Annotated in this window: 15 protein-coding genes and 1 pseudogene; 6 read left to right on the forward strand and 10 right to left on the reverse strand. The window is 56.1% G+C overall.

Annotation, left to right across the window (positions count from 1 at the left end):
• The 7 genes from ACQKPZ_RS23135 to ACQKPZ_RS23165 form a co-directional block, all read right to left on the reverse strand.
• On the reverse strand, positions 1-828 hold the full coding sequence (locus tag ACQKPZ_RS23135) for a hypothetical protein (RefSeq protein WP_427542640.1): 828 nt from the start codon (positions 826-828) through the stop codon (positions 1-3).
• The gene (locus ACQKPZ_RS23140) at positions 825-5,111 is read right to left on the reverse strand and encodes a hypothetical protein (RefSeq protein ID WP_427542643.1); all 4,287 of its coding nucleotides are present in this window, start codon (positions 5,109-5,111) and stop codon (positions 825-827) included. The genes ACQKPZ_RS23135 and ACQKPZ_RS23140 overlap by 4 nt, the downstream gene beginning before the upstream one ends.
• Positions 5,108-6,469 carry a hypothetical protein gene (locus ACQKPZ_RS23145; RefSeq protein ID WP_427542645.1) on the reverse strand — a complete coding sequence of 454 codons (1,362 nt, stop codon included), beginning with the start codon at positions 6,467-6,469 and terminating at the stop codon, positions 5,108-5,110. The genes ACQKPZ_RS23140 and ACQKPZ_RS23145 overlap by 4 nt, the downstream gene beginning before the upstream one ends.
• Positions 6,469-7,932 carry a hypothetical protein gene (locus ACQKPZ_RS23150; protein WP_427542648.1) on the reverse strand — a complete coding sequence of 488 codons (1,464 nt, stop codon included), beginning with the start codon at positions 7,930-7,932 and terminating at the stop codon, positions 6,469-6,471. The genes ACQKPZ_RS23145 and ACQKPZ_RS23150 overlap by 1 nt, the downstream gene beginning before the upstream one ends.
• Before the next feature lie 77 nt (positions 7,933-8,009).
• The gene (locus ACQKPZ_RS23155; RefSeq protein WP_427542651.1) at positions 8,010-10,115 is read right to left on the reverse strand and encodes an HsdM family class I SAM-dependent methyltransferase; all 2,106 of its coding nucleotides are present in this window, start codon (positions 10,113-10,115) and stop codon (positions 8,010-8,012) included.
• Between the two features lie 24 nt (positions 10,116-10,139).
• The gene (locus ACQKPZ_RS23160; RefSeq protein ID WP_427542654.1) at positions 10,140-10,538 is read right to left on the reverse strand and encodes a hypothetical protein; all 399 of its coding nucleotides are present in this window, start codon (positions 10,536-10,538) and stop codon (positions 10,140-10,142) included.
• Positions 10,535-11,449 carry a WYL domain-containing protein gene (locus ACQKPZ_RS23165; RefSeq protein WP_427542657.1) on the reverse strand — a complete coding sequence of 305 codons (915 nt, stop codon included), beginning with the start codon at positions 11,447-11,449 and terminating at the stop codon, positions 10,535-10,537. Before ACQKPZ_RS23165 ends, ACQKPZ_RS23160 begins: the two co-directional genes overlap by 4 nt.
• Positions 11,450-11,667: 218 nt before the next feature.
• Here ACQKPZ_RS23165 and ACQKPZ_RS23170 point away from each other — a divergent pair, with 218 nt between their 5' ends.
• From ACQKPZ_RS23170 to ACQKPZ_RS23180, 3 genes and pseudogenes are all read left to right on the forward strand, one after another.
• The gene (locus tag ACQKPZ_RS23170) at positions 11,668-16,455 is read left to right on the forward strand and encodes a DUF3883 domain-containing protein (protein ID WP_427542660.1); all 4,788 of its coding nucleotides are present in this window, start codon (positions 11,668-11,670) and stop codon (positions 16,453-16,455) included.
• On the forward strand, positions 16,436-18,160 hold the full coding sequence (locus tag ACQKPZ_RS23175; protein ID WP_427542663.1) for a DEAD/DEAH box helicase: 1,725 nt from the start codon (positions 16,436-16,438) through the stop codon (positions 18,158-18,160). The genes ACQKPZ_RS23170 and ACQKPZ_RS23175 overlap by 20 nt, the downstream gene beginning before the upstream one ends.
• Before the next feature lie 5 nt (positions 18,161-18,165).
• Positions 18,166-18,381: pseudogene (locus ACQKPZ_RS23180) on the forward strand (DNA/RNA helicase domain-containing protein); the annotation flags it as partial.
• Positions 18,382-18,669: 288 nt separating this feature from the next.
• Here ACQKPZ_RS23180 and ACQKPZ_RS23185 read toward each other — a convergent pair.
• The 3 genes from ACQKPZ_RS23185 to ACQKPZ_RS23195 all read right to left on the reverse strand — a co-directional run bounded on the left by ACQKPZ_RS23185 (position 18,670) and on the right by ACQKPZ_RS23195 (position 21,919).
• Positions 18,670-19,458 (reverse strand): pyrroline-5-carboxylate reductase, encoded by a 789-nt coding sequence (locus tag ACQKPZ_RS23185; RefSeq protein ID WP_427542666.1) that lies wholly within the window; start codon positions 19,456-19,458, stop codon positions 18,670-18,672.
• A 782-nt stretch (positions 19,459-20,240) separates the two neighbouring features.
• Positions 20,241-21,011, reverse strand: coding sequence for an SDR family NAD(P)-dependent oxidoreductase (locus ACQKPZ_RS23190; protein WP_391131508.1), 771 nt, complete (start codon positions 21,009-21,011; stop codon positions 20,241-20,243).
• Positions 21,012-21,085: 74 nt separating this feature from the next.
• Positions 21,086-21,919, reverse strand: a complete 834-nt coding sequence (locus ACQKPZ_RS23195) for a transporter substrate-binding domain-containing protein (protein WP_427542669.1) — start codon at positions 21,917-21,919, stop codon at positions 21,086-21,088.
• A 318-nt stretch (positions 21,920-22,237) separates the two neighbouring features.
• On the opposite strand from ACQKPZ_RS23195, the gene ACQKPZ_RS23200 reads away from it, so the two are divergent.
• The 3 genes from ACQKPZ_RS23200 to ACQKPZ_RS23210 form a co-directional block, all read left to right on the forward strand.
• Positions 22,238-22,768 (forward strand): heme-degrading domain-containing protein, encoded by a 531-nt coding sequence (locus tag ACQKPZ_RS23200; protein ID WP_427542672.1) that lies wholly within the window; start codon positions 22,238-22,240, stop codon positions 22,766-22,768.
• Between the two features lie 93 nt (positions 22,769-22,861).
• Positions 22,862-24,262 carry a GABA permease gene (gabP, locus tag ACQKPZ_RS23205; protein ID WP_427542675.1) on the forward strand — a complete coding sequence of 467 codons (1,401 nt, stop codon included), beginning with the start codon at positions 22,862-22,864 and terminating at the stop codon, positions 24,260-24,262.
• Between the two features lie 32 nt (positions 24,263-24,294).
• Positions 24,295-24,407 (forward strand): hypothetical protein (locus ACQKPZ_RS23210; RefSeq protein ID WP_427542678.1); only part of this gene is annotated, 113 nt, incomplete at its 3' end.

A 24,407-nucleotide genomic window follows, 5' to 3' on the forward strand; every position in this document is an offset into this window, starting at 1 on the left:
CTAGGCCTCCTTTCTCAAGCTTTCGGCAAATCCCCAGTATCTACACCCCATCAGATAGACTAATCCCTGCTCAGTTAATCCATGTTCATTGATCAGTCCGGCATTTCTAAGGCGAACCATGCTTTCCGGCAAATCGAAGCTGGCCAAGTTCAACAGCGGCACGGCATATGTCTTCAACCTGCTTAGCATGCCCTCGGCTGTCGCGACATTGAATCCGTAACAGCACACCAACACGGTGACATCCTCAGGTCGTATCGCATTATTTTCTTGGGGCTTTATTTCTTCGGAATTAACAGAGGCCAACCCACAATGCCGCTCAATATTGGCCAGAAAGTCATGAACCAACGACGCCTGATCCAACAAACTGATGGACCAAAGCGGTAGTGTTGTGGCAGCGATCAGGCCGCTATTGGAGTGTACCTTCCAATAGCGTGTATGGCCGGTCAGCTCCCCCGGCGTCATTTCCCCTGTACAAGCGCCATCTATCCCACGCAGATTGAACGCCACCTCGTCCTCTAGCATGCTAGCAAGCGATGCCTGTTTGGCGGCAAGTGAATTGGGCTGGGCCACCTCAACCACCCAGTCCAGAAAATGAAAAATACTCCCTTCCTGGTAAGGCGGCACCAGCAGCAGTGAACAACCGGGTTGGCGTACCCAGGCTGCACATTCCTCCTGAGTCTCTCCCGAGGTTTGCAAAGCTTCGCCGGTCATCAACACAAAGCCGGTCTTCGGCAAGCCAAGCTGAGACGACCGGGAGATTCCCAGCAAGCTGGCCAAGAAACGCCCTCTGCGGTGTCCCTGCAATTCCGAGGTCAAATAAAGCTTCATGCATCCCCCCCGAAATAGAGCTTCATTTTCAGAATGCCCTTGTCCACCAAAGCCTCTTGAGCTGGTTGCGACAGTACTGGGCTTTTGCCCTCTGCTATCGCCTTCGCCAAATCTTGCCAACTCCCGAAGTCAAGACCTGTCCCGCTTAACAACTGAGTCGCTTTGGCTTCCCACTGCAATTGCTGCACATCTATCGTCACATGCAGCTCATGCAAGGTGAGTGGAGATACGTTGCTTAGGCTAATTGCTGCTGGCGCAGCTTCGTTGCAAGCACTGAACAGTGGCATCAGCACTGGAAGATAGCGCTTATTGGTCTGACTCACCAAGGTCTCGCGATGCGACAGGATCGTGTTTTCAACCTTGCTGATGGCGCCACCAACGCTGTGCAACTGAGAGTGAATGGGGTTGAGCAAACGGTCAGGGATGTCGCGGATGGCAATGAACTGTCCCTTGCGTGCTTGTTCGCGAAACTTCTCACGCTCGTTCTTGGCCAAGTCAGCCAAGTCCTCAAACGCATCGCCAATCAACACCAGTTTTTGAGCGAGCACTGCTAGCTCTTGTGCGTGTTCTGACGCGGAGTAGTCCGCAGGCATGGGCTCCAAAACGCGCGCAGCCTCTGCACATCGTGTTTGCAATTCCGTGAGGTACCCGTTGACCTCAACAAATTTTTTCTTGCCCGCTCGATAGCTACTGGCAATGCAGCCAAGGTTATCGGCCAGCCCCAAAGCCGCTCCATTGTCGATATTGACGCCCGCTTCCTCGGCGAGCAAACGCAGGCGCTCCGCAGCCTTGTCCAATTGAAGTGAGCGCAGGTAATGCAGCAAGGTGTCTGAGCTAGCAGTACCCTCTGCCGCCGCAGTGCCGCTGGCGTTGTATTGCTGCAAAGCCCCATCAAGAATGTTGGTCACCGTATGCAGCGACAGGGTGAACAAGCTACGCGGGAACAAAGCCAGATTCTTTGCATCAGCTTCGATGTCGGTGATCAGATGATCGATGCCTTGCTTGATTTGAGTTGCCGCCTTCTCCACGTAATCTGCAAAAAGCCGGGCCTGCTCGATGCGCTGATAGAGCGATTGGCGCTTATCGTCGAGGCGCAGGGTATTGATATTGCCCAAGGTGATGTCAGGCACGGCCTCCGGTTTAACACCCGTAACGCGCTGCAGCACTTCAAAGCGCCCGGCAAGCAAAGTGGGCATCTTGCGAGCAATTGCAGACAAATCATCGGTGCCTTGCAAAGCGAGCACCTCTTCGCTGACCTTCAGTGCGTCAAAGGCGGAGCGAGCCGCTTTGAGCAATTCGTGCGCTTCCACCGTTTCAGTGCCGGTGGGTGACTTGCCCAAGGGTGCGAAGAGCCCAGGGATGCGGTCATAGCCGAAAACACGTTCCAACTTGGTAACCACAGCCTTGTAGCCGTCAGCACCGTTGCCGTTAAACCAGTTCTGCGCCTCGTTGATGGCGTTATCCAGCTTGGCCCGTGGCAGACTTTTCCATTTGGCTGTTGCGGCCGTGGCATCTTGCAGCTGCAACAAATGCAACTCCCCGCACCACCACATCCAATCATCGAACACGTTCTTGGCGGTCACGTTAGCATGTTGCAAGTAGCCCCAGTACCAGTCGCGCTTGGCCTTCTCCAGTGTCCACTCCTGTGTGCTGGCAGGGTTTGCTATATGTGCCAAGAAGAAGGGAAACTTGGCTTGCGCCTGCTGTGGGTTGGCCAAATCGCTAAACAAGCCTGCATGCTCATCCTTCGTAAAACCCAGGCTGAACAGCCTGCTTGGCAAGGCCAGGCGCTGCATCAGCGATGCGACTTCTTCGGCATCAATGTCGTGCCTGGTTTCCAGATCATTCAGACCAGACAGGGTCGGCTCCTTGAATACAAACAAGGTCCAGGCCTGCAGCAACAGATCGCGATCTTGCACGTTGATCTTGCCGGTTGGCTTGAGCGGCCAAGCAATTAAGCCGCGCTCATTCAAGCGGGCACGCCATTGGTGGATCGCTTGATAGGCAAAGTCGCGCAGGGCGTTGAGCTTGTTCTTGAATTTGCTGGTCAGTCGCGCCTCATCCAGTACCAAGCCCTTGCACTGCTCGGGCGAGAGGCCGATGCGTTCCAGCTGGTCCACTTCGCTGGGGTTCAGGTAATAGAGCAGTAGATCGTCTTTGAGCTTTTCGCTGACATCGCCCCGGTTGTACTGCTCCATCAAGTGAGTCGATGCCGTGAATGCCATCACCGGGAAGCGGCCTTCATCAGCATGGCGCGTTGTCGCCAATTGATGCAGGCGGTCCAGCTCCTCACGGTTGTTCACCCAGGCAAACCAAGCCAGATTATCCGGGTGCAGCTTCAATCCCTCGCAATACAACAAGCCACCACGCTGACCTGCGCCTTGCCCACGCGGGCTGGTTTGAATGTAGAGATTCTCTTTGTTGGAGAGGCTGGTCTGTGCGTACTGCCAGTTCTTGTCCAGCAAACGCATCAAACCCATCAGACGTGCCGTCCAGCGCAGACCAGGGCTGTGACCGCTGGCCTGCAAGAAGTGCTTCATCGCGGCTTCGTGCACAGCCGCGTCCGCCGGGTCGCGGAAGATCATCGAATTGTGTTGCTGGTTGCGATAGCGCAAGTCCAGTCGCAGCAACATGGCCACGCTAGGGCCAATATGCGTGGCCTCTTCATTCGGAATGAACTGGTCGCCACCAATCAGCTTCTGCCACAGTGCGTCGGCGGCAAACTCCACCGCCGGGTGGTCGTAGAGCAAACTCAATAGATGCTTGAACTCCCCGCGCGACAGCGGCATCAGCAGCACATCTTTCTCGGCCTCATTGATGGCAAAGGTACGCAGGTTTTGCAGCAAGGCAGTGAGGCTGAGTGCCTGCTCGACAGCGGGGTACAGCCATTCGTCCTTTTCTCGTTTGAACTTGGCCTCTTCCAGCGCCTGGCGGCATTGGAACGCGTCAAAAGGTATCCTGCGATACAGGCTGGCGACTGGTTCGCCATCCTCATTGGTCAGCTGCAACAGCTCTTTGCAGCGCGCGGATGCGGCATCCAGTGATACAGGCAGTTGGCCGTACAGCAACGACTGTGCGATGGCACGCAGATCGTGATCACCAGTCTTGATGCCATCGATGGCGTGCTTGTCCAGCACATGTTCAGCGACACGGCCAGAGCTCTCAATCACCGCATCGAACAGCACGCCCATATCGGTGACTTGCTTACCCACTGCCGCGTACTGAGCCAGCACCGCATCCACATTGGCCATGATCACGTTGAACCAACCAAAGTTGGCTCCGCTCATGGCATAGGCGGCTTCAACCAGCCCTATAGGGTAGTCGTGTGCCAACTTGCGCTCGACCTTGAGCTGGGCCACATAGTCAGACACATCGGCAAAGGCGTTGTGCTCCAGCTCCACCAGCTCAAAACGGCGAGCGACAGATTGAATCTCCCGCAACTGCTGGCCCAGCAAGGGCGAGCACAAAGCCACATAACGCAGCCAAGGCAGCTTGCGTCGCGGGTCCTCCTCCTTGATGGCTTTGCCAATCAGACGGATGGCTTGGCCATCGAGGCGCTTGGCGTCGTCTTGCTCCAATCCAAACGTGGCTGCCTCGGCCACGGTTTCCAGCTCGTCCAGCACTACCAGCACATAGCCGATGCCAAATTTTTCCAGATAGCTGTAGGCAGTCTGCACCAGGCGCACTACCAAGCCTTCTTCTTCGTAGAGTGCCTCCTCAGAATGGGCCTGATCCAACTGCAGGCATTGCGCCAGCTGCTGCGGGTCGAAGCCTGCCGGATTCAAACGATGCAGCGCCTGCTCGGCAATCTTGCTCTGAATCGAACCATCAAACTTGCCGGTCGCCAGCGGCAACAGCGCCCTGTAAAGCCCAAAACCAAACCAGTTGTCTGAGTTCTGGTAGTCGGAAGCCACTTGCGAATAGCGGATATACAGCGCCAGGTACTGATCTTGCGTGGCCTGATCAAACAGCTTTTTATCTTCCAGCTGCGCGCCGTCTTCGCGCACAAACCAGCCTTTAGAGCAATCATTGATCTGGGCGATCAGCTCATGCCCCAGGCGCGATTTACCGCGCCCCCATTCCGCCTCCACCGCAAACACATGGGCAAAGTTGTCCGCATCCTGATCCACCGTGTGGATGAAGGTGCGATAGCGTTTAAAGAAGCGACTCTGACCAACCAACGGATCACGCGGCGGATAATCGGAAACACCGGTGGCTGCCCAGCTATGGAGACGGGCCAGGTCGACAATATCGGCGGCGGTAAGCTGATCGTTTTTATTCATGCAGTAGGTTCCCCCTGAACCACATACGCCGCCTCCGGTTCGCGGACGGAACGGTGTTGATAGACTTTCTTGTAGTCCTGATACAGTGCCTCGGCAGCCAAGCGTGCGGCCTGCCACAGCAACTTGCCAGTGCGGTTGAACACCCGGCTCGCGGGCAGGCTGTAACACTGATCAGAAAACTGCGGATGAATCTGGAACTGGCCTAGTTGGCTACTAGCCCCGTCCTGATAACGCCAGACCGCGTGCTTGAGCAACAAGCCCACCAGCGGTGACAGTTGCGCATTCAACTCTACAGCAGCGGGCTGCTGCGGAAAGCAGGCCACACCTAGCCTTCCCAGCATGCCCAGCAGTACGTCGGCCAGCGTGCCACAGCGCACCTCGTCGCCCTCAGTGCCAATCACTGTGACGGCAATTTCAGCAGGTGCAAAAGCGTTCTGACCTGCAGTCAGCTCCAGTAGTAAACCGCCGCGGTTTTCTGCTCGCCAGGCATCCTGCGCAAACACCAGCATGGCTAGCAGCAGCGCCCAGGGCTGGGCCAACACCCAGCGCATGACGGTCTGATCATCGGTGATAACGGGCGCAATGCCCCCCGGCAAGATCACTTGCGCATCAATGGTTGGCTTTTGATCGGCAAGGTCCAGTACAACGGGCAAAGCCAACAGTCTTCCCGTTACCCAATTCTGCTGCGCATAGATGCCGCTGGCGTCCACCTTGGGTAACGGAGGGAGCGCATCGGCAAACGCGGCCAACTGGGCGGCGACAGCCAGAAGACGCACCAGTGCAGGCATTGCTGCCGCCTGCTCAAAGCTCACACCCAGTAACTCCCGCTCAAGCGCAGCGTAGGGACTGGCAGTGAGTCGCGCGCTTTCCAATGCCGATTCCACCCAAGCAGCGGCTGGTCCCAAGCTAGATACTAATTCCACCAGCGGTGCGCTCCCCTGGGCCGCCGTTACGGCAGCCGATTGCGCAGCCATTAGCCCTGCCTCTTTACAGCGCGCAGCGGCAATCGCCAGCCATGCATCGCACACCTCGGACTGCTGTGCCAGGAGAGAACAGAGCAGCTCGGCGTCAGACGCCAAGGCCGGGCGCACGGCCAACAGGCGCTGGCTAATGATCCAACCCGTGGCAGGGGCCTGATGATCCTGTGCACCAGCGCCAGCCACCGCGCCACCAGCTTCTTTGCCATGACCTTGGTCGCCGGTCCCAACTGCCGCTAACGGGTGAGCCAGGTTGCAGAGCAGCGCAGAGATGTCGAACTCATAGTCAACAGCAGCCATATACCCCGTCGAGAGCAAGGCGCGTAAGCGCGGGATCAAGGCGGCTGTTTGCGTCAGGGAAGTGGCATGGGGGCTGGTCATCAATCCCCCTCGACTTGCGTCAACAGGTGGTAAAGCTCGTCCAGATCACCAAACAGCGCCGGGCCTTGACCATCGATACCATCAGTATTCAATCGGTTCAGAATAAAGCGATCCAGTCGGTCGTTGCCCGCTTGCAGTGCCTTTTCGGCAGTGAGCAATTCAGCTTCGGTGAGTTGGCCTTCGATCAGGGCTTCCACAAGGAGTTTTGCGGCATTGGTCAGCTGCGTTGCGACTTCGCAAGCTTTGCCTGCCTGTGTAAGCTTCTCGTCGCAAGCAAACCACTCTTGTTTGTCTACATCAGCAACATCTGGGACATAGATATCCAGTAGCGCCATGTCATCCGGGTAGGAGTGCGCCGTAATGCCGCGAATGGTCGACTGAATCTGCACATAGCCCAGCTTGGTCAGCAAATAAGCCCGAACGTAAGAAGCAGGAACCTGATTGCGATCGACGCGAAGTGTCATAACTTCCGTGGAGGGCAAAATCGCAGCTTCTGAATGAACAAAGGTCAAGTCTTTGCCTATGTAACTCTTGTTGTGCGCAGCGTTGCACATCAGGATGTCATAGGCCTTGATAAACTTTTCCTTTTTGCCGGGCGCTTCAACATCTCTTGGAATGCCACCCAAAAACGAAGAAGAAAGATTTGTCACGGTGATTTGTTTGCATGAGTTTGACGAGTCTGTCTCAGGCTGAGTTTGGCCGTTATAAACAGTTGCACACAACTTTCCGAGCTGCTTGAACTTGCCTTTATGCAAGCGCAAATATTCATCAACGACGCCTGGGTAAAAATGAGCATCCAAGCGTTCACTCATACGCACAGGTGAAACAACTCGCACTCTCTTGGAAAAATCGAGGCCCATTTGCTGCGGGACAAGCTTCTGGTGGTATTGGTTGACGTGAGTCTCAGACAACTTTGCCCAAGCCCGCAGCCGCTCAGCTTGGCGGACTTTGTCGCCGATGTATTTTTGAACTAGCGCAGATGGGCTTGCGATACTAATTTCGCGTATGTCCTCCAGATTTATTCCAGCTTGAACCGAACCTGTGATATAACGATCAAACTGTAAAGTTCCTACAGCACTTCTGATGAATGCCCAAACGTAGTACACATCAGCTTTCGTCTCATCAACGACAATTCTCGCAGTATGGCGGCCAATATTTGATTCGGGTGTGTCAGACGGGCAAATGGCTGCTTTTCCAGCATATCCACCCATGGCAACCAAAAGATCTCCCGGCTTTATGTGCGAGCCTTTAAAAGCCTGATGCTGATCCTTCGATACACGCTGCAATCCCTTGAAGTTAATGCCGGGGTCATCAAATGCTGCGATGGTCACCATCAACGGAGAGGCTTCATCGTCGACAAAACTGGGCATGTCAATGCCGCGACGAATAGGCACTAAGCGCTTTCGCATTTCCTCAAGAGTCGATACGTTCCCGAAGGAAGCGATTCTTTCGGCATTTTTCACATAATCCGTACCGTAGTACTCTGCATCAAGTCGAGCGGAATTTAAATTTGACGATGCAACCCTGCTAAATTGCCCCATCACTCACCCCGCTTATAAGCGCCAACAATTTTGTCGAGGTCATTCGGTACACCGGCCGAGTAGTCCTCAATATTGTTTTTCACCACATAGCCCAGCGTTTCTGCCACGGCCATGAACACATCGCCTTGCGGCTCAGGCAAAAACTGCTCGGGGTGTTCTCTGCTGGCATGGCGTTTTTGCAGATACAGCACCGAGGTCTTCGCACCCGTGCCCGAGAGCTTGAAGGTGTCCGCCGGCAAGGAGAGCACCGCCTTGACGATGGCCTTGCCGCCGACGAACTGCCCCGTTTTTTCGTCCTTGGTCCCCATGATGTACTCGCGCACATAGCGGTCGCCAGAGTTACACAGCACACCGTCGGGCAACACGATCAGTAGGCGGCCACCGGGACGCAGTAGTTGCAGGCAGCGGTCGATGAACAGCACGGCGGGGTCGATGGTTGCACCCACCGGCTTCCAGTTGCCTTTGCCATCGGGCTTGCTGCCCAAGGCCAAACCACTGGTGGTGGGGAACAGCTTGTAGACCGCCTTTTTACCGGTAGAAACGTTGCGCAAATCGGTGCGGTAACCGGGCCACTTGGGGCTGCCATCGTCATCGAGGTAGAGGTTGCCTAGGTCTTGCCAGGTTTTCTTAACGTAATCGTAATAAGCAACGTACTCAGATTTGAGTTCCGCGGGGCGGAAGCCGCCGAGGATCTGTTCCATTTCGGCTTCATAGTGCTGTTTGGCCTCCTGCTCCTTGGCACCAAACTTTGGCGTACCAAACGGCGGGTTGGTGCAAATCAGGTCAAAACTATTGGGTTTGAGAAGTTTGGTCGTGAGCGAGTTGGCCCAAAAAATCTTGGCCTTTGGCGCACCTTGCAATGCCATATTGACGCGAGCAAGGGTCACCATGTTTTCTGCTGAGTCAGAACCAACGAAGCTGTTGGCCAACAGATCTGCAATGAACTGCTCCTTCTGGCCGTCTGAAACCCCACCCAACTTGCTAATCAAATTCTTGAGATGGCTAAGGGCAACCGAGCCAAAGCCATAGGAGCCACAAGTAGGGTCACAGTAGCGAAACTGATCAGAAGTCAGTCGCTCCATAACCTCGTTGTCATTCGCTATGTCGTGCATAGCGATTTCCAGCATGGCCTGCTTGACCGGGTTAGGCGTCAGGTATTGACCCAGACCACCTTTCGATTCGAATTTAGCGCGCAGGAAAACATCGAACACACGCCCCAGCAGATCCGCGGGCATGTCCCGCAAAGATCCATGCTCTTTGACGACCTGCCCCTGGTTATTCGTGACTTGGCCAAGATCCTGGAAAACCCGCAGCAAGGTTTCGTAGTTTTTCCAATTGCTCAGATGAAGATCTTTGTTTTTCCCGACAAAAATTGGCTCTTGAGTGCCGTCTTCCAAGGTTATGACGTAGTCCGGGTGATCGCGAAACTCTGCGAACGCAGATTTGATCTGTTCAACCGCCAGATCCTGGTGCTTGGCAACATAGGCGTAATTGAAGACCTCCTGAAAGCTCAGGATTTTTCCTTCATGCTTAAACGTAAGGGCTGGGTCATGACGCACCCGGAAAGTCTCAAGGAAAAGGATTTTTGAGACTTCGGAAATGATGTCGTTTTTATTGCCAATACCTCGATCTTTATCGATCTGATAGACGCGCTCGTGAAAGTTATCCAGGCCCTTCATAAGACGGGTATAGGTCTTCATTGCCCAACGGAAGGTTGGGACCTTTTCTAGCTGTTTGTGCTCCCTGATCAACTCTAGTGGTGGCACCGAGTCGACCGAGTGGGTACCTGCGCCACCAAACAAACTGAAGTGAGCGACATTACTGTCATCCTGAAGATGCACAAAAATCGGCCACTCGTCCCCATTGACACTTGCAAGTAGGTCATAGGCAAGCAGATCAAGTTCGTCCTCTTTGGAATAATTCCAATGGCCTTTATCAAGACCTATCAACAAGATTGACGGTGTTCGATTACCTTCCACTGAGCCCCAGATCAAACCTGCTTTCACGAAATCGTGATCGCTATTCAGCGGGGTGTGCTCGGTGTAATCGCTGTATTTGGTGCGGATGGCTTGGTAGCGTTGATCCAGTGTTTGTTCGGTTGCCATGGGTTCTTCTGTCCTGTGTATCCGTTAAGCCAGCTTGAGTAGCGGGCCTTTTAATTCGAGTCGAGCATCTTGTTGTGCTGCACTGCGCAGCATCGGCTCGGTGACCACCCAGCCTGTCGGCAATTTGCTGATGAGCTGGGCCAAGGGCATTGGTCGACCCGCCTTTTGCAGTAGCGCCACCATTTCGTCGGCCAGGCTGGAGGCGGCATGGCCTGGCCCAGCATTGAGAGACCACGCTAGTTCACCACTGGGCAATTCACAGCGTTGCAAGGACGGCGTACAGGCCAGCCATAGGCTCAACTGCGCACGACTCCATCCCAGCTGATGCCATTGCGTGCCATGGTCCACCCACAACTGGTCCAGTGTGACAGGGCCGGATTTCATGCCCCGCCGAACGACGCCTAAAAGATCAAAGCGAGTCATGCAGCCCCTCCGCCGATTGGGTGGGATGTCGGGGCTCGATAACCTGGGGCAAGCGTTGCATTTGCAACGCCATAAAGCGCCAGATGGTCCTTTAGCCAGAGCCGGTACTCATGCCCACGCAGGCTGTGGTCAGGAGAGCAGTCCACACTCCATCGACGCAGAATGTATCCGGCTGTCGCGGCACGCAGCTTCATCCGCAGAACGCCGCCCTGTATGCTGTAGTCCATCTCGGTGATCTCTGGTCGAGGTTGATCCGGGTGTGGCACCAACTCCAGCTCGACGACCCGAGTCCATTGAATGTCTTGGTCGTTTCTCTCGTGCGGCGCTACCGACAGTCCCTTGAGCACGGCAGGGCTTTTGATACGGGTTATGACGAAATCCCGGAACTCCTGAGATTTTCGGTCGAAGGCTCGAACATGCCAGCGGAGGCCGTTATCGATCAACGCGAACGGGATAATCTCTCGCTCAGTGTGGCCACTGGAGATGGAGTGGTACTCAATGCCAAGCGGGCATTGCTGGTGAATTGCCCGGGTCACGCTCGCCAGTACATCCAGATCTGGGTAGCTGAGGCAAAACGGGCGCTCGCTGATCACCCAGGCGCTGATATGCATGGGCTCTCCGTCACCGAAACCTTGAGTCAGCCAGGACATTACTCGGCCTGGGGGGAAATCAAAGACCGGCCGGAAATTCGTGCCCAGACCGTAAGCCTTCGCTTTGGCGTCGTAGTCGATGTTGCCGGAAGCGATCTCTTTGTACAGAGCCAAGTCCCGTGTGGCGGCGGCAGATTGGATGCCAAACCGCGACACTAAGTCCTGACGGCGAATCTCCCCGATGAAGCGTATGCGCAACTCTACAAACGCGAGACGGTCACGTTGCGGTTGGGTCAAGTCGGTAAGTTGTGTTATTGACATCCTGACTAGCTCATCCAGTTCGGCAATGGTTGGTTCACCTTAGCGCGAAGGCATATTAGTCACCCAATGGATCTAGTGTCGAGTCTTAATAATGCATACATTAGATGCATTATGATTACCATTGCGTGACTGGAATTGGCTAGATCATCCTCCTGCGGGGGGCCTTGGAGACGCGGTGGGTGCCAGTCAGGGACAAGATGGGGAAAGAAATGGATCAAATGGCCAAACCGCACATCAGCGGCTCGTACACCGCGAACCTGCTTGGAAACATCAGAAGCCACCTGGCGGGACTTCAAGGCTATGACGTCATGGCCCTTGAACTTATTCAGAACGCGGACGACGCGAAAGCGGAGTCGGTGTTTTTTGACGTCACCGATCAGGGGCTCGTTGTATTTAATAGCGGTCAATTCACCTACTGTGGCGGCCTGGACAGGCCGTGCGCCTATCTTGCCGAAGGTAACTATAAGTGTGACTACCACCGAATCACGGATGTCGGCAGCGGTGGAAAGCTCACTCGTGGTGAGAACATTGGCCGCTTTGGTATCGGCTTCGTCTCGACCTATCAGGTCACGGATCACCCAGAGATCCGATCCGCTGGGATCAAACTGACATTGCATCCCGAAAAAGGGCAATGGTCCATCGAACCACTCCAGCAACCCGAGGGCACCACTTTCTTCTTGCCCTGGGCAGACGACCCGAATACTGAGGCACGCTTGGCGCTCGGGGTGTCACACGTCAGCACCGCACACATTGATCAGCTCGTCGACGATTTTCAAAAGGTCCTGCGCAAAAGCTTGCTGTTCCTGAGGCATGTTCGGACTGCAGAGCTGCGGCGAAATGGCGAACTGCTGTTGGCTTGCGATCTGGAGCGCGGGGACGGGTCGGATCTGATCGTTAGTTTTCGCCCGAGTGGTGAGGTGGAGCAGTGGCACATCTTGCGGGCTGATGCTGCGGAGTCTGCGGCTCGCCTGTATGCCTCACACCCCCGACTTGAGTCCCTTGGTCGAGGCACCAAGATCAGCATTGGCTTGAGGATCGATCCCGAGCCGCTCGCCGAGGGACTGCTCTACGCGTTCCTGCCAACCGAACAGTCGACCGGTCTGCCTCTGCATATCAATGCAGACTTCTTTCCAGAGTCTGATCGAAAGGCCGTGATTTTTGCTGGGCACCAGCATGAACAGGCCTGGAATGAGATGCTCATTGATGTCGCGGCAACAGAGCTGGCCAGAGATCCCGAAGGTCTTCTCACGATGCTCGGCGACGTTCAGTTTTGGCAGATCATGGCGCGAACGTTTGATTTGTCGAGACCGTCAAATCACCCGGCTTGCTTCAAGCGGTTTTGGGAGCGGATGCTGGCCACAGCCCCTCAAGCTCGCATTGCTCCTGCACAGGATGGGGGGGTTCACGTTCCCAGCGGCGTATTCTTCCCTGATAAAGCACTGAACTCTGCTCAAGTCAGTGCATTGAAGGAAGTTGGCGGCCAAGTCATCACCGAGGATTTGCGGCCGTTCAGAACGGCAGTCAATCAGTTGGGCGCCCCATTTCTGACATTTGAACGCCTTGTTGGGCTGCTTGAACAAGCCATGTCACCACAGGCGGCTGGCGCACCACAGGTGGAAGAGGAACGCCTTGGGGGCTTCTATCGTCCGCTATGGGGAATGATTAACGAGTTGTTCCCAGAGGCAATAACGCCCCCTCCAGCTACGAAGGCAGCCATTCAGCGGTTGCAGGCAATTCCCTTTGTTGTCACGGAAGACCTGTACGCCGTTACGATCAGTCAATCCTTTGTCGCGCCCGCTGCGCTGGAAGCTGGGCGGGTAGCGTCGCTAATGCCAAGGCTGGCTATTGCATCGCGCCACGTATTCGGATTCCCCAAGATCGCACGACAAATTCGACAACTTGAGCTCGGTGCTGTTGTCCGCCACATCGGCTCGTTGTGCGCCACCGATGCCATCGAGGATGTCATCGGCGTTGAGCAAGGAGAGTTGCGTGACCTGTATGCGATGTTTGCTGATCTGGATCGCTGCGGCGATGTTGACGTCGCGGTGTATCAGTCGCTTCGAAATCTGCCAATCTGGCTTTCAGGCCGAGGTCTGATCAAAGCGTCACAAGCGCTATTGCCGGGGAACTTCACCGACCCTACTGGCCAGGCCGATCTTCTAGAAACCTCAGTTCTATCTGCTTCCGCGAGAGAGTTCGTGTCGAGCAAACTCGGCGTTCAGACGCAGACTATTGAAGCGTTCGTACAAAATGTCTTGCCGAGATTCTTCAATGAGGAAGGACCTCTGGATGCATCCAAGTACGTCCGCCTTATTGGCGAAATAGCCAACTATCCGGCGCTCGTGAATGATGAAAGCATCCGTCGGCTATTGGGTGCACTGCCGATCGTGCCGACGCAGGACGGGAATTGGTCGCGACCCACGGAAACTTACAGACGCACCGATGATTTGGTGAGGATCCTTGGCGATGCTACGAGTCTTTGGCTCGACACCAGTCGTGTGCCAAACACCCGGTCGGTCCACTCTTTCATTGAGAGCATTGGACTTCGTCGCTCCCCCATGGCAGAGCATCTGGTTGAGCGGATGCTTTTCATCGCAGAAAACTTCCTGCCGACCGAAGATGCAAAAAGAGCCAGCAGCGAGGCCTTCTATGTCCTGTGCGACCGGTTCGATGAATGGAAGGAACAGTCGTTTTTTCAGGACGCCATAAGCAGTCTCAAAAGATCGGTATGCTTCCCCGCGATTGATGACGAGGACTGGTATCCCGCGAACTCTCTGTATGCGCCTTACCGTGCCGAAGCCTTCTCATCACAAGCGTCAGTGCTCGACTTTCGGAATATGGCAAGACTCAACCGGGACTTGCTGAAGAAACTGAACGTTGCGCTGGAGCCAGAAACTTCGCTGATCATCAATCACCTTCGGCATTGCGTAGCAAAAAAATCACCAGCACCTTTCACCACGTATCAGATACTCAACGAGAGATCGAAAGACGAAGGCTCTTCCATTTCGACGCTGTCCGGGGAACCGTTCATCTTCATCGAAAGCCAGAAAAGCTATGTGAGATCCAATCAACTTTTCTGGATGCCTCAGCAGCTTGGGCGCTATGCGTTCACCATTCCAGGCAACCTCGAAGCGTTCAAGCCCTTGTTCAATGCGATCGGGGTAAAGAATGCCCCCGAAGGTCGGGACTACGTCGACATCCTGCTGGACATTGTTGCTGAGTATTTCGAGCAATCGAAGCCCATTACAGGGGCAGATCGGTCTGTTTACGAAGCCTGCCTTATCGGCATTGCTACCTCAGATGAACGCGAAGAACTGGGTACCTCGGACATTCGAAGACTGCAGGAAGCGCCGTCGATACTGAACCTGATGGAACAACCAACGCACCCAGACGAAGTGCTTCTTCAAGACAGTGAATGGCACGCAGGTTTCTTCAACGGTGAGCTTGACTTGGCGCTGTGCAAACCCGCCCCGGAGCTGTGGCCGATCCTTGAGAAGATCGGCGTTAGGCGGCTCAGTGAGAGCGCTGAGGTCGCACTTGAGTTCGTTGATGGTCAAAAGGCAGAGGAACCGCAGCTTGCCGAGAAGCTGATGGAGCGTATCGGCATCCTTGCCCGATTGCTCCACGACAAACCGACCACGGTCCAGAAGAAGATTCGAGAAGCAATTTGGAAGCTGAAGGCCATAAGCCACGAAGTTGTCCGTGTTCAATCGTCTGTTTGCGTCGTTGGGGATGGAGACGCGGTTCCGCCGAGATTGTCGGAACCTAAACGCACCCAAGCGTTTTACGACATAGAGACGCACCAGTTGATCGTGGAGCGGCCAGTGGTTGATCGGAGTTGGCCGCATGTTCTGAATGCCATCTTCCACCAGCTGATGCCGGAAGAGTCAGGCAACGAAATACTGAAACTCACTGGCATGGCGGGGCCACGGATGCGGATGTCAGTCGAGGAGGCTCATCAAGATCTAACAGACTCGGGTTTTCCGCATCTCGAAGCAGAGGAGGACTCCAGCCCAGAAGATGATTTGACCTCGTCGAGTTTGGACGATTTGGGAGGTACGACAGAGCCGGGGGGCCTGCCAGAGAGCAAACCGGATGGCGCGTCAGTCGATGTGACAAAAGGTGGAGAGCTCGCACTGGTTAGGCCTGGTACGAATGAGCCGACAGGTTATTCGAATGCTCCTCCCAAGAATGTGCCGCCGCCCAATAAAGGGCGTCCACAGACCGGTTCTAACGACGCACGAGAAATGGATGTACCTGATGGTGACCGGGCTACTGGGCAAGACCACAGAACCGATTCGCCGATTGGCAGCGCGGAGCGCGCTAAGAGACCGCGTCCAAAGCACAAGGAGCAATGGGATCGACGACTGCTTTCTTATGTTCGAAGAAGGCAGGTGGAGTTTCCCGATGCGGACGAGCAGGAAGGTCCGTCTGAACACAACCTTACCGTTGAGGTTATAGCTCGCGCAGCTGTCTGCGCCTATGAAAGGTCCCGGGGACGCGTCGCCGAACAGATGCCCCAAACCCACCCGGGCTACGACATCATCAGCCGAAATCCGTTGACAGGCGAAGACCGTTTCATCGAGGTGAAGGGCGTCAACGGCGAGTGGAATCAGACAGGTGTGGGTTTGTCCAGGCTGCAGTTCAGCAACGCCCAAGACTACGGTGATCGCTACTGGTTGTACGTGGTTGAGTTTGTTTCTGACCCTGAGCACACCCGCGTTCACGCCATTCGCAGTCCTGCCACGCAGGTGACATCGTTCATGTTCGACGGCAACTGGCGCGATGCTGTTGCAGAGGAGCGCGATGACCCAGCACTTGCATTTATCGCGGGAGCAAGGGTCACACACCAGCACTTTGGCATTGGGCGAATTGAATCAATGGATTTGCGAGGTTCAACTCGTGTGATGTCCATTGAGTTTGAGACCAGCGGTCGACGCACGGTCACTTTAAATCTGCAGACGATGACGGTGGTTGAAGATACCGATGACAACGATCATTCCTGAGCTGACCGACGCCCAATTGTCGGAATTGCCATCCCAGGCGGAGGCGAAGGTCTATCGCGCGCTCAGGGACGGGCTTCCTCGAGACTTTGTTGTCTTCTTCCAGGTAGGGTGGGTCTTGCGCCGAGAGGAAGAGCAAGCGAAAGATGGCGAAACCGACTTCGTCATTTGCCACCCGGATCTCGGGTACGTTTGCGTTGAAGTTAAGGGCGGCGGTGTTGGGTTCGATTCCAGCAGCGGGGACTGGTTTTCCGTTGACAGGCACCGTCATAAACACGCAATCAACAACCCAGTCAGTCAAGCGCTGAAAGCCAAATATTCGATCCGGTCCAAGCTGAGTGAACATCAGCGATGGCGGGATCTGTCGCTCGCCAACGTCCTCAGAGGCCATGCGGTGTTCTTTCCAGATGTTGGCGATGCGAATGCGCTCAGTCGCCCCGATATGCCAACCGCGCTGATCGGATGCGCCAAAGATCTTCATGACGCCAAAGCTTGGGTCGATACCGTGTTTGCCTATTGGGGCAACAACGCATCGGGATTCACCCCCATGGGCAGGCGCGGTGTTGACGTCTTCCGCGAAGTGTTCGCTCGATCATTCGAGGTCGCTCCGCTGATGTCTTCTCAATTAGCCGATCAAGAAGCGCGACGACTGACTCTCACGAAGGACCAGATTCGCGTGCTCGACTTCTTGCGTTCCCACCGAAGAGTTTCCGTTAGCGGTGGCGCGGGTACGGGCAAGACCGTCTTGGCGCTTGAAAAGGCACGTCGCCTTGCGTCCGAGGGGTTCAGAACGCTGCTCACTTGTTATAACCGGCAGCTTGCAGATCATCTTTCAAGCCTTTGCTCGGGCACCCAAAACCTCGATGTGAGGAGTTTCCATCAGCTGTGCCACCGTCAAGTCGAGACAGCCAACCGTGCATCTGGACGAGACCTTGTTGCTGAGGCCAAGGTCACCTATCCGGGCAAGGATCTCTACGAGGTACAACTACCTAATGCGCTCGGATACTCCCTCGAAATCCTTCCGGATCGGTACGATGCCATCGTCTGCGATGAGGGTCAGGATTTCCGTGAGGAATTCTGGGTGCCGCTTGAGCTGCTTCTAACTGACTACGACACTAGTCCGCTGTATGTGTTCTACGACGACAACCAGAATTTGTATGCCCGCGCAGGGACTTTTCCAATACGCGAGGAAGCATTCTCACTGACCACGAATTGCCGCAACACGGCACCTATTCACGAAGCTGCCTACAAGCACTACAAGGGTACTCCGGTGAGTCCACCTGATATCCAGGGTGACGATGTTCAGTTTGATGAGTCGCCAAACCGAGACGCTCAAGCTGGGAAGATCAATGCCCGCATCGTCGACTTGATAGCGAGGCAGGGCATCTCGCCAAGTGATATCACGGTGTTGGTGGCTGACGCCTTGCACAAGGCCGAGTACTACGCGGCCTTGCGAAGACTTCCGTTGCCAAAGCCGGCAACTTGGCTTGAAGAGGGCGTCAGAGGCAAGACCACGGTCCTGATCGACACCATTCAACGGTTCAAGGGACTCGAGTCGCCGATCGTCATCTTGTGGGGTTTGGACACCATCGATTTGTCACAGCGACAAGAGCTGCTGTATGTGGGGATAAGTCGTGCCAAATCGTTGCTGCTAATCGTAGGGCGGAATACAACGTGCGTAGCGCTCAAAGCAGTGATAAATAGTTAATATAGCAACCTACCCGCGCGTTAAATGAAACAGACCTTATAATCAAAAATACATACCAAACCCTGATAACACGCGGGATGAAGGGTTGCTACCTGTACTGCACCGACAAAGAGACTGCGCATTACTTCGAGAGTCGGCTTAAGCCAACACAAAAATTATTTACGGTATCGTTTGCAGGAGCCCTGAGCCTGCGAGTGGAGAGATCGTACGCGCAGGGGTAAAAATCAGCTTGACCATTTGCTTGATAGATTCACCCCTGATTCGTCTCAGGAGCGGAGCTCAAAAAGCACCGTCCATCGGAATCCAGACCAGACAGCGTTCCAGCTGGTATTCCAAGCAGTTTGACCAATCAATTATTAACCAGCAAAAACAGATAGATACCAACTTGTTTCAGATTACCCCGGCCCCAAAACCGGCCTACAGAGCAGCCAACCCGTGCAATCATAGGCTAGCTAATCGGCAGTAAGCGCTGGGCAAGAACCGAAGACGGACAGCCATTTAGACCATGCTCAGCCTTGGATTTTGACCAAAACGTTGTCCAAAGCCCTCAGCAGTGCCCGACTACCACCTCCGCTCTCAAAGTCCCGAAGCACCTGCTCATTCAACCCTCCCTTCGTCGAGAAATCACTCCGCAAACTCGCGAAATCCACCCCTTCTGACTCGAGTCCAAAACGCCCCAAGCTCGCAAACAGTGGCTTCAGATACCCCTGCGCTTTGGCACTGGACATGCCCTTGCCCTCCAGCCAACCGGCTACCTGATCAAGAATGCCGAAATAGGTCCCCATCAATGCGCTAGCCACCGCCAACTGGTCGAACTCAGCCTTGCTGTCGCAGCACACAGCCGTCCCCAACGCATCAAATAGCTCGCTCACAATCGGGTCACCCGGGTAGATAGCTGTCACGCCTTCACGCTGGGCAACGAACGGTAGTGGGATAGCCCTGATGATGCGCTCAGCCGGGACATTGGCCCAGCGCGCAAGGGCTTCATGGTCCGTGGCGGCGATCACGCTGATGATCTTGGTGTTTGCAGGGATTACCAGGTTTCGCAGCACCTCCTCCGCGACCTGCCAACGGGTAGCCAACACCAGGATGTCGCACGAATCGGCTACCTGCTGATTGCTCTGCCCTACTGTTACCTGTTGGTACCGAGCAGAAAGACGAGAGGCAACCCGTTCACTCCTGGGCGAAACGATCACCGACGAGCAGGCTGAAAGTGGCGATGCCATCAGGCCGTGGATCATGGCTTCGGTGATGGTGCCTGTGCCGATGAAGCCGTAAATCATTCGTTTAACTCTCATAGGACCACACCTAACTCATTGATTTGGGAGGACCCTGTGGGGGGATTTACTTGCGAATGCGATGGTGGTTGTGCCGACGCATTCGCGGGCTTGCCCGCTCCCACAGGGATCGCGTGAGGGCGGACAGGTGGTGGCCACGGGATTTGCAGCGCCTGTGAGACCGAGCGCCGCCCGCGCGGCGCATCGCGAGCAAGCTCGCTCCTACGTTTGTTTCGGGCCAGTAACGCTTGTGCCAGGTGCGCGCGACCGCCTTGTTTGTACGACGCGATATCGAGCCATGCGCCAATGTGTTCGCGCGCAAATCCCGCAGGGATTATTGGGCCGAAACAAATGCGGGGGATCACCCTGCCCTTTGGGCTGCGCTGTCGGGCAGAGAACTGTTGCTGGCAAGCGCGCCGCATAGCCTGTGGCGGGTTTACCTGCGGCGGTTTTCCGGGGGCCGCGCTTGCCGGCGATGGGTGGCGAAGCGGCCCCGCGATTTCGAGGTTGATGCATAAATTGCCGGGGCCGCTTCGCGCCCCATCGCCGGCAAGCGCGGCTCCCACAGGGTCCCCCCCGCTATATCGATGAGTTGTGCGAAGTTCTATGAGGGCGAGCGGCTGCTCGCGATGCGCCGCGTGGGCGGCGCTCGGTTTCACAGGCGCTGAAGATGCTGTGGCGAGCACCTGATCCCCCACAAGGTCCGCGACACGCCTACAAGCTCTGCTCTCTGCCCGACAACGCAGCCTGAAGGACTGGATGCAAGGCCACGTTTCAACGCGAACGCTGCCTAAGCTGAAGCCTCAACGAATATAACTACCGCCATTCACATCCAGCGTGGCCCCGTTCAGCGAAGCCTGTGACGGCCGCAACGTGAAGGCAACCAACTCTGCCACCTCTGCCGGGCTCGCCATGCGCCCAACGGGAATATCACTCACCGCCGCAGCCTCCCCATGCTGAGCAACAAACTGCTCCGCCATGTCAGTACGCACCCACCCCGGCGCGATAGCCACTGCCACCACCCCGCAACCACCCATGCTCCGGGCAATGGACTTGGTCAGATTGATCAACGCAGCCTTGCTGGTGCCGTAAGGCAGGGCATCCGCGGCGTAGCCGCGCTGGGCGGCACGGCTGGCCATGTTGATGATCCGTCCACCACCATTTGCGCTGTAGTGCTGCACAGCTTCACGGCTAAGATCAGCGGCAGCAAAGAAGTTAACCTGGAACTCACGGCGCCACGCCGCACGCCACTCTGCCGAGCTGGCGTCCAGCGCAATTTCAGTGCGGATGCCGGCGTTGTTCACCAGGCCGTGGATACGGCCACCGCTCAACTCCAGCGCTGCGTGCCAAAGCTGTTCCGGCCCGGCCTCATCACTCAGGTCGCCCTGCACAATCCAGCCATTACCGCCGATGCGCTCAAGCAATGCGCGGGCGCCCTGCTCGTCCCGGCTGTAATGAATGATCGGGCGCGCGCCCTCAGCTGCCAACTGTTCGACGATCGCGGCACCAATACCACCAGAAGCACCAGTCACCAGTACGGTTTGTCCTGCCAGGGGGCGTGTCGGGTCATACATCAGTTATCACCTTCTTGGTTCAAGAACGGGAAATGCTGCCCGCTTCAAAAGCCCGGGCAGCATGCCGGGGAATGCTAGTTGGCCGCATTGGCCTGATTTGAAGCCTTGTCGACCAGTTGCTGGATATCACCAGTGTCGCGTCGTTGGCGCAGGTAGATGTTCAGCACTTCCAGGTCAGCAGGCGAAATGTCGCGCCGCACACCGAACGATACGCCCTGCTTGGCCAAAGCCGGCTTGGGCAGAATCTCACGCGCCCAGGTGGGGTTGGCCAGCGCGAACAAGTGGTTGGTGTCGCTGGCATCAACCAGCACGTCGGCGCGCTTGGACATGACGGCAAGGCGGGCTTCATCCATGCCTGGCAAGCGCATGATCTTGCCGTTATGGATCACCGAAGAAATGGCTTTGTCCTGGGCGGTGCCCGACATCACGGCGAAGGTCACTTCGGGTTTGTCCAGGGCCGCAATGTCCTCTTTCACATCAGCGACCTTGGGGTTGTCCTTGTTCACCAGCAGCGACACCTGGTAATCGGTGGCTGGCACGGTGAAGGCTACCGCCAGGGCACGCTCTGGGGTCTGGTTCAGCGCCATGGCCAGGTCCCACTTGCTGCTTTGCAAACCGGCCACCAGGTTGTCCCAGTTGGTGTCCACGAACGAGACCTTGACCTTCAGCACCTTCTCCCCGAAATCGCGGCACAGGTCGACAAAGTAGCCGCTGTACTCACCCGTCTTGGCGTCGCGCATCACATAGGGCGCGGCTACCGCCGCACCGCAGCGCAACTCGCCTGCCTTTTGAATACCTTGCCAAACGGACGTGTCTGCAGCCTGGGCAGCGGAGTGGGCCAGCAGTGCACCACACAGGCTTGCGCCAACGAACAGACCTTTCAGATACGAAGGGACCGGAAGAACCATTTCACACCTCACTGATATTCATTGTTTTTTGGCAGGAAGGTACGGCACTTTCTGCATGCTTTTTTGTGTGCATGACTGCACTCACAATAAAAACTATGATAGAGGCTGTCAACAGCTTTGCTCTGTAGCGACTTAGCCCTCAGGAGCACACTTTTGAACAGAAATACCAAACGCTAGAGCATTCAATACGCTGCCTGATAATGGGTGAGCATTTTTAAAACATAGCGTGAGAATAAATGGATTTAACTCAACAATGCTTTCACCCCAAGCTTTTGTGCTCTGTAGGGTCCGCGCGAGCGGCAGACCGCTGAATGGAGGATGACCATGAGCCTGAACGATGAACTGGCGCTTTTGATTCGCCAGGAAGAAACCCTCCAGTTTCCACGTTTCAACGAGGAAACGGCTTGGCAACTGGGCAGTCTTCTGTATCAGCAGGCAGCGGCCAATTCGTGGCCGCTAGTGATTGATATAAGGCGTTTCGACTGCCCCCTGTTTTTCGCCGCAAGGCCGGGCATTACCCCAGACAACCTCGCGTGGGTGGCGCGCAAGAACAACACCGTTCAGCGCTTCCTGCGCAGTTCCTATCGCATCCGCTACCAGCTGGCCCTGGAAGGCCTGGACATCAGCCAGCGCTATTTCCTTGCACCGGCCGACTACGCAAGCGTCGGTGGCGGCTTCCCGATCATCGTCCGCGGCACAGGCGTGATCGGCTCGGTAACGGTTTCCGGCCTGCCTGATCGGCAAGACCACCAAATCATCGTCGACGCGCTCTGCGAGCTGCTCGGCCATGCCCCAGACACGTTGGCACTGTCACCGCAGTGCCCGTTCCAGAAGGCAAGCCTGCGCTAGCGCCCTGCCCCACCGCACGGCAGCACGCAGTGCGGTGGGGCCTTGCCTGTTGTACGGATTAGAACGCTCCAAGAACAACTAATGAGTCTATCCATGTCAAATACATCACTCGCTCCCGGCTTGAAGCAGCGCCATGTCACCATGCTTTCGATTGCCGGCGTAATCGGTGCAGGCCTGTTCGTCTTCTCTGGGCATGCCATTGCCAAGGCCGGCCCGGCCGTTATCCTGGCCTACATCTTTACTGGCGCGCTTGTGGTGCTGGTCATGCGCATGCTGGGCGAAATGGCGGTTGCGTCACCGGATACCGGTTCGTTCTCTACCTACGCCGACCGGGCCATCGGCCCTTGGGCCGGCTTCAGCATCGGCTGGCTGTATTGGTGGTTCTGGGTACTGGCCATTCCATTGGAAGCCATTGCTGCAGCGAACATCGTGCATGCGTGGGTGCCGGCCATCGACACCTGGATCACTGCCATGGCCGTGATCGTGCTGCTGACCTGCTCCAACCTGTTCAGTGTGGCCCGCTACGGTGAGTTCGAGTTCTGGTTTGGCCTGATCAAGATTATCGCCATCATCTCGTTCATTGCGCTATGCGCAGCTGCACTGATGGGCTTGCTGCCCAATCGTGAGGTCAGCGGCATCGGGCAGCTGATGGCCCAGCACGGCGGCTTCGCGCCTAACGGATTATCAGCGGTCATCGGCGCCATGCTCACGACCATGTTCAGCTTCATCGGCGCCGAAGTGGTGACCATCGCAGCAGCTGAGTCGAAGAATCCCGCTCGCCAGATCACCCGCGCCACCAACTCGGTGGTATGGCGCATTTGCGTGTTCTACCTGCTGTCGATCCTGATGATCCTGTGCGTCGTACCTTGGGACGACCCACGCCTGCCGGAAGTCGGCTCGTTCCAGCGTGCGCTGGAGATCATGAACATTCCCAACGCCAACCTGCTGATCGACATCGTCGTACTGCTGGCGGTCGCCAGCTGCATGAACTCGCAGGTCTATACCGCCTCTCGCATGCTCTACTCGCTGGCCAAACGCGGTGATGCACCACGGTTGTACAAGTACACCACCAAGGCGAATGTGCCGCTCGCGGCGGTAGCCGGCTCCACGGTGATCGGCATAGCGGCAACCTTCATCAACTACTTCGCGCCCGAAAACGTGTTCAAGTTCCTGCTTTCCACCTCCGGTGCTGTCGCCCTGCTGGTCTACCTGGTCATTGCCATCTCGCAGCTGTGCCTGCGCAAGAAGCTGATGGCCGCAGGCAGCACGCCGGCGTTTCGCATGTGGGTGTTCCCGTGGCTGACCTGGGCAGTGATCCTGTTCATCAGCGGGGCACTGATCGGCATGTTCTTCATCCCGGCCTATCGCTCGGAGATCACCGCCACCGGGCTGCTGGCCGTGATGATCATCTGCCTTGGCCTGCTCCACCAGAGAAGGACGCATGCCACGGGCGCCCAGCATCACGAACAACGTGCCGCGCTGCCTGAGCGATGAGCATGTCTGCAATGTCTACTGGAGATTCAAACGTGGTTGAGTATGTAGTGTCCCTCGATAAGCTCGGCGTCCATGATGTGGAGCATGTGGGGGGCAAGAACGCATCCCTGGGCGAGATGATCAGTAACCTCGCAGGTGCCGGGGT

Source organism: Pseudomonas sp. NPDC089547 (genome assembly GCF_050280665.1).
Classification (GTDB): Bacteria; Pseudomonadota; Gammaproteobacteria; order Pseudomonadales; family Pseudomonadaceae; genus Aquipseudomonas.